Source organism: Azospirillum humicireducens (assembly GCF_001639105.2).
Taxonomy (GTDB): Bacteria; Pseudomonadota; Alphaproteobacteria; order Azospirillales; family Azospirillaceae; genus Azospirillum; species Azospirillum humicireducens.
The window spans coordinates 604,297-615,769 of sequence record NZ_CP028903.1 but is presented as its reverse complement, the minus strand read 5'-3'; the positions used below and the strand labels follow the sequence as shown (position 1 = coordinate 615,769).

Here is an 11,473-nt window from a genome sequence, read left to right as displayed (position 1 = left end):
CGCCTGTTCCACAGCAGTCGATCCTGCGTCTGTTCTAAGGCGTAGAGTTCGGGTAGGGAGTTCGGGTAGGATCACGCCCGGCGGGCGGCGGCATCAGGCCGCCGCCCGTTTCTTTTTTGGGCCTGACCGGGTCGGCAAAGGCCGGACGGCAATGGCCCGCAAGCCCCGGGTTCCGCACTCATGCCGCTCAAGTTCGTTCTTCGTCCCAACGAGAAGGTCATCATCAACGGCGCCGTCATCGGTGCCGGCGACCGTCCGGGCTCGTTCTTCCTCTACAACACCGCGAACTTCCTGAGGGGCCGTGAAGTCCTGAAGGAAGAGCAGATCGACTGCATCGAGAAGAAGCTCTATTTCGTCATCCAGCTCGTTTATATCTTCCCGGAAGATGCGATGCTGAACCTCCAGCGCTTCGCGTCGATCCTGGATGAGACGCGCCAGGCGCGGCCCGACGCCGCCAAGGTGCTGGACGAGATCGAACGCCTCGTCGAAGCCCGCAACTACTACCGGGCGCTGAAGCTCTGCCGCAAGATGTTCAGGTCCGGCGACGGCGCCACCACCACCGGCGGAACCGGAGACGCCGGGGCGGGTGACGACGACGACGCACCGGCCGACGATCGGATGCCGTGACCCTCGCCGAACTGTTCGACGCCGCACTGCCGCTTCACCGTGCCGGCCGGCTTGGCGGGGCGCTGGCCCTCTATCGCCGCATCCTGGTCGATGATCCGGCAAATGCCGATGCGCTGCACCTGTCGGCATTGATCATCCATCAGGCCGGGCTGCCGGCTGCGGCATTGCGGCGCTTGCGGGCTGCGCTTGCGGTGCAGCCCAATTTCCCGGCGGCGTGGAACAGCCTCGGCAATATCCTGGCGGATATGGACCGGGCGGAGGAGGCGCTGGAGGCCTATGCGCTCGCGATCCGGCAGGACGACCATTATGTCGAGGCCTACAGCAACCGCGGGGCGGTCCTCCGGCGCCTGGGCCGGCGGGAGGAGGCGGTCGAGGATTACGTCCGCGCGCTGACCCACGGACCAGACAACATCGCGGCCCGCGTCAGTTACGGCATCCTGCAGCGGGAGCTTGGCCGGATTCCACAGGCGGCCAACGCCTTCTATGCGGTGGTGCAGGCCGACCCATCCCATTCTGACGCCTGGCGCCATCTGGCGATCTGCCTGCGCGGGCTCGGTCATCCGGACGCCGAGGAGTGCCTGCGGCGTGCGCTGACCGATTTCCCGGCGGACGAGGAGTTATCGCTCGAACTGGGGATGATACTGATCGCCCGGAGACGCTATGGAGAAGCCCGCGATGCCTTGGCACCGGCGGCTGAGCTTCATGGCGGCAACGCACTGCTGCATTTCACGCTCGGTACTGCCTTGCAAGGCTTGGGGCGCCTGCCGGAGGCCGTGGCCAGGTTCCGCCATGCGTTGGAGCGCGATCCGGCGATGCAGGGCGCCTGCAACAACCTGGGCGTGGCACTGCTCGACCTGGGGGATGCCGACGCGGCCGTGCCCGTCCTGCGCCGGGCGATGGCGCTGTCTCCGGACGATGCGATGGTGGTCAACAACCACGGCACGGCGCTGGAGAACCGGTACGATCCCGATGCCGATCCGGAGCCGTCGGCCCGATGGTACCGCCGCGCCCTTCGGCTGCGTCCCGATTACGGGAAGGCGCTGATCAATCTGGCCGGGATCCAGGGCACGTTGCGGCAGACCGCGGCGGCGGAGGATCTCTATCGTCGCGCGGCGGCGGCCGAACCGAGGAATGCCGAGGCCTATGCCAATGTGGCCAGCCTGCGGTTGGACCGCGACGACCTGGCCGGGGCGGAGCGGCTGTACCTGCGGGCGCTGGCGATCGACCCCGACCGGCCGGCGACGCTGACGGGCTATGGTCTGGCCCTCCAGATGCGCGGCCGCATCGAAGAGGCGGAGGCGGCCCACCGCCGGGCGCTGGCGATCGATGCCCGCCATGCGGATGCGGCATGCAATCTCGGCATGCTGATCTGGCAATACCGCCAGGATGCGGAAGTTGCCGAGCCCTGGATGTCGCTGGCCCTTTCGATCAATCCGTCATTGGGCAGCGCCCATCTGAACCGCGGACTGCTGCGGCTCGCCGGTGGCGATCTGGCCGGCGGCTGGGACGATTACCGCTGGCGCTTCCGGGCGAAAGGCTATGTCAGCCGGCGCCTCGCCGTTCCTCCCTGGCGCGGCGAGAATAGTGCCGGCCGTCGCCTGCTGGTCTGGCGGGAGCAGGGGGTGGGCGACGAGATCCTGTTCTCCTCCTGCTTTCCGCCGCTCATCGCGCGTGCCGGACATGTGGTGATCGAGTGCGACCGCCGTCTGGTGCCGCTGTTCGCGCGTTCCTTCCCGGCCGCGACGGTGCGGGAGCAGTCGGTCTGCGAGGCAGGCCGGGAACTGATCGATCCGCCGGATGTCGATGCCCATGTGGCGGCCGGCGACCTGCCGGGGCTGTTGCGCGACAGCCTGTCCACATTCGAGCAGCAGGACTCCTGGCTGGTTCCCGACCCGGACCTGGTGGAGCATTGGCGTGAGCGGCTGGCGGCGCTTGGGCCGGGGCTGCGGGTCGGCATCGGCTGGCGCAGCCAACTGATGACGACGGACCGCAAGGCCTCCTACGTGATGCTGGAGCATTGGGGACCGCTGTTCGCCGTTCCAGGCGTGCTGTTCGTCAACCTGCAATATGGCGAGTGCGAGGCCGAGCTTGCGGCGGCCGAACAGCGCTTCGGCATCCGCATCCACCGCTGGACCGACCTGAACCTCAAGGACGATTTCGACGGGGCGGCGGCGCTGACGGCGAATCTCGATCTGGTGATCTCGCCGGCGATGTCGGCGGGGGAACTGGCCGGGGCCCTGGGCGTGCCGGTCTGGCGCTTCGGCCATCGCGACTGGACGCAGCTCGGCACCGGTGTCCGCCCCTGGTTCCCGACCATGCGCCTGTTCCAGCCCAAACCCGGTGAGGGGCTGGAGACGGCATTGACCGGCATGGCGAAGGAACTGGTGCGACTGGCATCCCCCCGACATGCTGCGCCCCAACCCGTCGCCCAGGGGAAGGCCGCATCCGAGGTCGAAGCGGATCGGCGCACGGCCGACGCCATTGCTCTCTATCGTGGTGGCGACGCAGCGGCGGCGGAAGCGGCGGTGAGGACGGTGCTCGACACCGAGCCCGGCCACGCGGTGGCCCTGCATCTGGCGGGTGTTCTGGCAAAGCGGCGTGGAGCGCTGGAAGAGGCGGCGCTGCATCTGTCCGCTGCGGCAAACGCCGACCCGGCCAATGCTGCCGCCCACGCGGCCCTGTGCGAAGTCCTGCAGGGACTCAACCGGTACGACGCCGCCGAACGTGCATCCCGCGCCTGTGTCGCGCTACAGCCCGACGGGCCGGGCCATTGGGTCAACCGGACCGCCTTGCTGCGTCGCATGGGGCACGGCGGTCCGGCGCGGTCGGCGGTCGGCCATGCCTTGCGTCTGCGCCCCGATCTGGCGCCCGCCTACGGCCATCTCGCGGAGCTTGCGGACTGTCCGGAGGACGCGGTGGCGGCCCATCGCGTCGCGGTCGTCCTCGCGCCGGGAAGCGCCGATGCCCTCAGCAATCTTGGTGCCGCGTTGCGGAGGATGGAACGCTTTGCCGAGGCCGAGCGGCTTCTGTACCGCGCAACCCGGTGCGATCCCGGTTTTGCGGTCGCCTGGACCAACCGGGGGACCGTGCTGGAGCCGCTCGGGCGCATTGCGGAGGCGGAGGCCTGCCACCGGGCCGCCATCGACCGTGATGCCTCCCTGGCCGAGGCCCATGGCAACCTCGCTCATCTGCTTCAACGGCAGGGTCGGCGGGAGGAGGCGCTTGCCGCCTTCGATGCTGCGCTGGAGATCGACCCGAAGCATGCTCAGGTCCGCTACAACCGGGCCCTTCTGCTGCTGGAGGACGGTGCGATGCGCTCGGGCTGGGGCGACCATGAATGGCGCTTCGGGACGCGGGACTTCGAAAAGCAGCGCCGACAATTTCCCATGCGGGCCTGGCGTGGCGAGAACATCGCCGGCCGCCGTCTGCTGGTCTGGCGGGAGCAGGGGGTGGGCGACGAAATCCTGTTCGCCTCCTGCTATGAAGAGGCGATGCGCCGGGCCGGCCGGCTGGTGATCGAATGCGACCGCCGCCTCGTGCCATTGTTCGCACGCTCCTTCCCCGGCGCCGATGTCCGGCCGGAGAGCGCGGACCCGCGCGACGCCGATGTCCAGATCGCTGCCGGCAGTCTTCCGAGGCTGCTCCGGGCCGACCTGAAGCGCTTTCCCGGACGACCGTCCTGGCTGGTTCCCGACCCGGAACTGGTGGAACGCTGGCGCGAGCGGCTGGCGGCGCTGGGGCCGGGACTGCGGATCGGCATCGGCTGGCGCAGCCAGTTGATGACGGCGGACCGCAAGGCCTCCTATGTGATGCTGGAGCATTGGGGACCGCTGTTCGCCGTTCCGGGCGTGCTGTTCGTCAACCTGCAATATGGCGACTGCGAGGCCGAGCTTGCGGCGGCCGAACAGCGCTTCGGCATCCGCATCCACCGCTGGGCCGACCTGAACCTCAAGGACGACTTCGACGGGGCGGCGGCGCTGACGGCGAATCTCGATCTGGTGATCTCGCCGGCGATGTCGGCAGGGGAACTGGCCGGAGCCCTGGGCGTGCCGGTCTGGCGTTTCGGCCATCGCGACTGGACGCAGCTCGGCACCGGTGTCCGCCCCTGGTTCCCGACCATGCGCCTGTTCCAGCCCAAACCCGGCGAGGCGCTGGAGGCGACGATCGGGCAGGTTGCCAAGGCTTTGCGCGCCTGCGCGGCTTCGCCAAGGGGCAAAGCTGGCCCCGGTGGAGGCGTGACGGCTGCTGCCCTGGACGCGCGAGGCGACGAAACGGCCGATCCGGACCCGCTTTCCGACCCGGCTCCGGACGATGATCCCGACCGGCTGCTGGAGCAGGCCGTCGCCGCCCACCGTGGTGGTGATACGGTCAGCGCCGCCGGTCTCTATGGTCGTGTGCTCGCCCGCCGTCCGTGCGACCCGGTCGCCTTGCACCTGTCCGGCCTGCTCGACCACCAGTCTGGTGCATCGGAAAGGGGTGAGCCGCGCATCGCCGCCGCGGTCGCCGCCGCTCCCGACTATGCGACGGCGCATATCAGCCTGGGCAATGTCCGTCTGGCGCTTGGCAGGGCGGCGGCGGCGGCGGCGAGCTTCCGGGCGGCGCTCGTCCTCCAGCCGGACGACGCCGTGGCATTGACCAATCTCGGCAACGCGCTGGACGGTCAAGGGCGGAGCGGGGCAGCCCTGCGGGTCCAGGGATGGGCGATCGCGGCCGCTCCGCAACTGGCGGAAGCGCATGACAATCTGGGCGCCATGCAGGCAAGGCTCGGCCGCTGGGGCGAGGCGGAGCAGGCGCATGTCCAGGCGCTGCGCTTGGCGCCTGAACTGGTGGCCGGCTGGGTCAACCTGTCGCTGGCTCTGCGGCGCCTTGGGCGTCCTCATGCGGCGGAGCGCGCCGGGTGCCGGGCGCTGGCGCTGCAACCGGCCTTGGCCGACGGTTTGGCGAACCGCGGCAGGCTGCTGCGCGAGCTGGGGGAGGAGACAGCGGCCCGCCTCTCCTGTGCTCGCGCCCTGGCGGTGGAACCCGGCCACGCTTCCGCCGCCTTCAACGGCGGGGTGCTGCATCTGGCCGCCGGACAGTTGGCGGAGGGGTGGGCCGGCTACGACCGCCGCTTCGATACGCGCGATCTCGTGACGGCGTCCCGCCGTCCCGGTGTACCGGCTTGGGGAGGAGAGGATCCGGCAGGCAAGCGGATCCTGGTCTGGCGCGAGCAGGGAATCGGCGATGAGCTGATGTTCGCGCAGCGCCTGCCGGACCTGATCGCCCGTGCCGGACATGTCGTGGTGGAATGCGATCCACGCTTCGTTCCGCTGTTCGCCAGGTCTTTTCCGCAGGCGACGGTCCGTGCCGTTCCGGCATCGTCGGATGAACCCGCTGCGGACGTGGACTGCCATGTCGCGATCGGTTCGCTGTCGCGCCACCTTCGGGGCAGTCTGGCCGGCTTCAGCGATGTCAGACCGGCTCTGCGGGCCGATCCGGCGGCGGTGTCGGAATGGCGGCGGCGGTTGGCCGCACTGGGCGACGGCTTGCGGGTTGGCATCGCCTGGCGCAGCGGCCAGCTGGATCCGGACCGCATGCCCGATTACACGCGGATCGAGGACTGGGGGCCGGTGCTGACCCTGCCCGGACTCGTGCCTGTCACTCTGCAATATGGCGACTGCGGGGCGGAACTCGCGGTGGCCGCCAAGGCCTTCGGCCGGGCGCCGCGGCGGTTTCCCGACCTTGATCTGCGCGAAGACCTTGACGGCACTGCGGCGCTGATGTCAGCGCTCGATCTGGTGATTGCGCCTGCCACCTCGACAGGCGAGCTGGCCGCTGCGCTGGGGGTGCCGGTCTGGCGCCTTGCGAGGACGGGAGACTGGACGGCATTGGGGACGGCGGTACGGCCCTGGTTCCCGTCGATGCGCCTGTTCCAGACCCGTCCGGGCCAGCAGGTCGCCGATCTGCTGCCGACGGTGGCGGCGGAGCTGTTGCGCCTTGAGAAGCCGGATGGCTGATCGGAAATCCGAAAAGCCGCCGCTTACTAAAAAAGCCGGGTGAGGCCAATCGCCTCAACCCGGCCTTCGAAGTCCCCGTTGCGGGGCGATGCTGTGATTGGGGGGATTAGTTCATCGTGCCGGAGCGCGTCAGGCGATCGATCTCTTCCTTGACGTGCAGCTTCTCGAGCTTGAGGCGCTTCACCGCGCTGTCATCCGGCCAGGATCGCTTTTCCTCGTCGAGGATCGCGCGATCGAGGCGCATGTGCTTTTCTTGCAGGGACGAAAGGCGAGCTTCAGTGTGCATCAGTCGCTCTCCATAGGATCAGTCCGTGTCCCGCCGCAATGTGACGGGCCGGTGACATGAGTGTTCACCCATCCGAAGCGCAGAACAACCCTAATCTTGCGTTTGATGGAGCCAAACCATGCGAAAAAGTGCCTCAACCGCTCGGTTGTATGACAGTGGGTCGCAGGGGTGGGGTCTTGAAATCACTTTGCGCAACACCAACCGGAGGCCATCCGACCCTTTGACCCGAAGGGTTATGCCTGAGTTGGCTCATCGCCCTTGCCGATGCTGCGACCGGCGATGACCTTTCGTGCGTGCCGGGCCTCCGTGTGGCCGGGTTGGAGGACCAGCATGCGGCGATACCAGCATGCCGCCTCGTCATGGCGGCCAAGCCGGGACAGGATCGCAGCCAGCCGCGCGGCGACCGACGGAACAGTCGGGTCGAGGCCGGCTGACCGGCGCAGAGCCCGCACGGCGTCTTCCAAGCGGCCGAGCCCGTCGAGTGCGTTTCCCCATTGACGCAGCAGGGCCGCCCCGGCGCCGAGCCGTGCCGCCCGGCCATAGGCCGTTGCCGCTGACGGGTCGTCACCGCGCTCCCGCTCCGCATGGCCGAGCCCCTCCTGTGCGGCAAGCAAGGCGGGGGACAGGGACAGGGCATGGCGGAACCGGCGAGCCGCCATGTCGGGCCGCCGCAGCGCGCGCAGGATTTTGGCGTGATTGACCGCGGCCTCCGCATCGGTGGGTTCCAGCCCCAGGGCGCGGGCCAGCAGTGCGTCTGACTCCTCCAGTCGGCCGAGTTGGGCGACGAGCAGGCCATAGCGGTGCAGTGCTTCCGTGTCGGCCGGATCGCTCGTCATGACATGGCGGTAGAGCGCTTCGGCCTCTACGAACCTGCCGCTCTGGTGGTGATCGAAGGCCCGCGACAGCAGCGTGCCGGTGGCGGGCATCAGGCCGGCGCCAGCGCGGACAGTGCGCGCACCGCCTGCATGGCCGCAGCCGCCAGCCCCACGCCAGGAGCGGGCTGGATCAGCCGCATCGACGGATACCAGGGCCGCACGCCGGCGCCAAGCTGGGTCCAGTCGCGGGTTCCCAGCCGCCAGACCGGAACGCCCAGCGCCCCGGCCAGTTCGCCCACCGCCGTCGCCGGCGAGATCACCAGATCCAGATTGGCGATCAGGGCGGACACCCCTTCGAAATCGTCCTTCAGGTTCAGGTCGTTCCAACGATGCAGACGGCGTGTCGCCGTCTCCACCCGCGCCAGCTCGGCAGTGCAGTCGCCATATTGCAGCGAAACGACGGTCACGCCGGGGAGGTCGAGCAGGGGCAGCCAATCGGGCAGGCCCGTGTAGGCGGCGGCGCGCTGGGCCGTCACGATCTGGCTGCGCCAGGCCAGCCCAACCCGCAGGCCGGGAAGGGCGGCGACCCGCTCCCGCCATTGGGCGACCCGGTCCGGATCGGGGCGCAGATAGGCCGGGCGGGGCGGAAAGCGGTCCAGCCGGTCGCGGGCGAGGGCGGGCAGACTGCCGGCCGGGAACTGCAGGTCGCAGTCGGGCGGTTCCACCGTCTCCCTTCCGGCGGCATCGGCGGTTTCCGCCCGCACCGAGAGCCAGGGGAAGGAGCGGGCGAACAGGCTGACCAGCCGTCGGTCGCATTCGACCGTCACAGGACCGTCCAGTCCCCTCAGCGCGTCGAAGCAGGAGGCGAACAGGATTTCATCGCCCACCCCCTGTTCCGACCAGACCAGCAGCCGGCGCCCCCGCAATTCCTCGCCTGTCCACGCTGGTCGGTCGATGTTGCGGGCACGCTGCAACTGCCTTGCGGAGAAGCGGCGGGCATAGCCGTCCCAACCGCGGGCGATGCTGCCGTCGGTCAGGTCGATCAGCCCGAGATTCCAGGCGGCGAGCGCGAAGTCCGGGTCGATCCGCAAGGCATGTTGCAGATGATGCCGCGTCTCGTCCTGTCGCCCGGCGAGCATCGCTATGGTGGCGAGGTTGTTGTGGGCGTCGGCTGAGTCCGGCTGGAGGGCCCGGGAGCGCCGGTAATGGGCGGTCGCCTCGCTGCTCCGCCCCTCCAGTTCGCAGGCATGGCCGAGATTGGCGAAGGCCGGCGGATTCTCGGGCAGGAGCGCGATGGAACGGCGGTGCAGCCGCATGGCCTCCGCGACGCGCCCGCCGGTCTGATGGACGAGGCCCAGATGGGTCAATGCTTCGGGGAAGGCCGGGTTCAGCGCCAGTGCGCGGGTGAAGGCGTGGGAGGACTCGCCATGCCGCTTACCGGCTTCGTGGATCAGGCCCAGATGGTTCCAGGCATGGGGGAAGACGGGATCGATGCGCAGCGCCTCGGAGATCAGGGTCAGGGCGTCGGCGCTTCGCCCCGTTTGATGCAGAAGAAGCCCCAGCAAATGGAGCGCATCGGCGTGGCTCGGGTTGGCGCGCGAGGCGTCGGCGGCGATGGCGGCGCGGTAGGCGGCCTCCGCCTCCGCCACATGGCCGGCGCGGTGCAGAGCCACCGCATCGTTCAGCAGGCTGTCGAAGTCGGCCGGTGGAGATCGGGTCGCGTCCGGCTCGGGCAGGGGGGGCTGTATGGGCTGTGGCGCGGGGTGCTCGGGCAGCGCGGTGCGGAGTGCCTTGCCGATGGCGAGAATCGTCGCCTCCAGCCCCTCGCCGGGTTTGGGCTGGAACAGGCGCATGGTCGGGAACCAGGGGCGGACACCGGTGCCGAGCTGCGTCCAGTCGCGATGGCCGAAGCGCCAGACCGGCACGCCCAGGGCCCCGGCCAGTTCCCCTGCCGACATCGCCGGCGAGATCACCAGATCGAGATTCGCCGTCAGCGCCGCCGCCCCGTCGAAATCGTCCTTGAGGTTCAGGTCGGTCCAGCGGTGGATGCGGATGCCGAAGCGCTGTTCGGCCGCCGCAAGCTCGGCCTCGCAGTCGCCATATTGCAGGTTGACGAACAGCACGCCCGGAACGGCGAACAGCGGTCCCCAATGCTCCAGCATCACGTAGGAGGCCTTGCGGTCCGTCGTCATCAGCTGGCTGCGCCAGCCGATGCCGACCCGCAGTCCCGGCCCCAGCGCCGCCAGCCGCTCGCGCCAGCGCTCCACCAGCACCGGATCCGGCGTCAACCAGGGCCCCTGCGGTTCGAAGGCGGACAGGCCTTCGCGCAACCGGTGCGGCAGATCGCCGGCCGGGACCTGGAGGTGGCAGTCGGGCGGTTCGATGGTTTCCTGCGGGATGGCGCCGAAAGCGTCACCGGTGCAGCTTTCCGCCCGGACGGTGGCGCCGGGGAAGGAGCGGCGGAACAGCGGCAGCAGCCGGGGGTCGCATTCGATCGTCACCGGCCCGCCTGCCCAGGCGATGACGTCGGGATAGCAGGAGGCGAACAGAATCTCGTCGCCCACCCCCTGCTCCCGCCAGATCAGCAGACGCTTGCCGCGCAGCAGCTCGCCTTCCCAACGGGGAGCGGCGATCCGGCGGTTCGGCATCACCTCTCCGGCGGCGAAACGCCTCCCGTAGCCTGTCCAGCCGCGCGGAAGGTCGCCATGCAGAAGGGCCAGCAGCGACAGATTGTAGGTGGCGGTGGCGAGATCGGGCTGCTGCGCCAGTGCCTCCTCGAAACAGGCGGCCGCCTCCTCGTAGCGCCCCTGCGCCTGCAGGGCGTTGCCGAGATTGTATCGCGCCTCGACGAAGTCCGGGTGCAGGTCCAGCGCCTGTCGGTGGCACTGCTCCGCCTGATCGGGGCGGCCCAGCCGTTTCAGGACGCTGCCGAGATTGTTCAGCGCGGCGCTATGGCGTGGATTGCGCTTCAGCGCCTGACGATAGGCGATCTCGGCGCTCTCATAGGCGCCCTTCTGTTGCAGGACGGCGCCCAGATTGTAATGGGCGGTGGCGTCGTCGGGCCTGATCTGCGTCACCAGCCGGTGCTGTGCGACCGCTTCGTCCAGCCGGCCGATCATCGCCAGCGCGTCGCCCAGATTGTTGTGCGCCTCCACCATGCCGGGCGAAAGCCTGACCGCCCGATCCAGCGCGACGGCGGCATCGGCATGGCGATGACCGGCCGCGCGGCTGTTGCCGAGATTGTACCAGGCCTTGGCATAGTCGGGCTTCAGCGCCAGCGCCAGCATGAAGGCCCGTTCCGCCTCGCCGTGACGGCCCAGGGCGGCCAGGGCGTTGCCCAGATTGTGCCGCCGCTGGGCCCCGCCGGGATCGAGCGCCGCAGCGGTGCGGTGGGCCTTGGCTGCCTCGGCGGCACGCCCGCAGGCGATCAGTGCGCTGCCCAGATTGTCCCAATAGTCGGCAACTCCCTTGGCGCGTTCCAGCGCCTTGCCGATCAGGTCGACCGCCTCGGCCGCGCGCCCCGATTGCAGGGACAGCACGCCCAGCAGGTGCAGCGCATCGGCGTGCCGCGGGTCGACGGACAGCACCGCGCGGTAGCCGCGCTCCGCCTCGGCGAGGCGCCCGGCCTGATGGTGCGCAACCGCCTGCGCAAGCCTGCTCATGTCCTTCGCCACGGTTCCGCCCCGTCCCAGATGCCCGTCCCTCAAAGGGAGTGCCATCATCGGTGGATCACGGTAAAGATGCCATTG

Annotated in this window: 5 protein-coding genes; 2 read left to right on the top strand and 3 right to left on the bottom strand. The window is 69.5% G+C overall.

Going from position 1 to position 11,473, the window contains the following annotated elements; translation table 11 throughout:
• Nucleotides 1-180 precede the first annotated feature (180 nt).
• Nucleotides 181-627 carry a flagellar biosynthesis repressor FlbT gene (locus A6A40_RS20360; RefSeq protein WP_108547702.1) on the top strand — a complete coding sequence of 149 codons (447 nt, stop codon included), beginning with the start codon at nucleotides 181-183 and terminating at the stop codon, nucleotides 625-627.
• Nucleotides 624-6,623: a tetratricopeptide repeat protein gene (locus A6A40_RS20355; RefSeq protein ID WP_108547701.1), complete on the top strand. Its 6,000-nt coding sequence runs from the start codon at nucleotides 624-626 to the stop codon at nucleotides 6,621-6,623. The genes A6A40_RS20360 and A6A40_RS20355 overlap by 4 nt, the downstream gene beginning before the upstream one ends.
• Nucleotides 6,624-6,729: 106 nt before the next feature.
• Here the strand turns inward: A6A40_RS20355 and A6A40_RS20350 are convergent, their stop codons facing one another.
• From A6A40_RS20350 to A6A40_RS20340, 3 genes are all read right to left on the bottom strand, one after another.
• Nucleotides 6,730-6,909, bottom strand: coding sequence for a YdcH family protein (locus A6A40_RS20350; protein WP_108547700.1), 180 nt, complete (start codon nucleotides 6,907-6,909; stop codon nucleotides 6,730-6,732).
• Nucleotides 6,910-7,142: 233 nt separating this feature from the next.
• Nucleotides 7,143-7,835, bottom strand: coding sequence for a tetratricopeptide repeat protein (locus A6A40_RS20345; RefSeq protein WP_108547699.1), 693 nt, complete (start codon nucleotides 7,833-7,835; stop codon nucleotides 7,143-7,145).
• Nucleotides 7,835-11,386: a tetratricopeptide repeat protein gene (locus A6A40_RS20340; protein WP_236783917.1), complete on the bottom strand. Its 3,552-nt coding sequence runs from the start codon at nucleotides 11,384-11,386 to the stop codon at nucleotides 7,835-7,837. Before A6A40_RS20340 ends, A6A40_RS20345 begins: the two co-directional genes overlap by 1 nt.
• Between the last annotated feature and the right edge of the window lie 87 nt (nucleotides 11,387-11,473).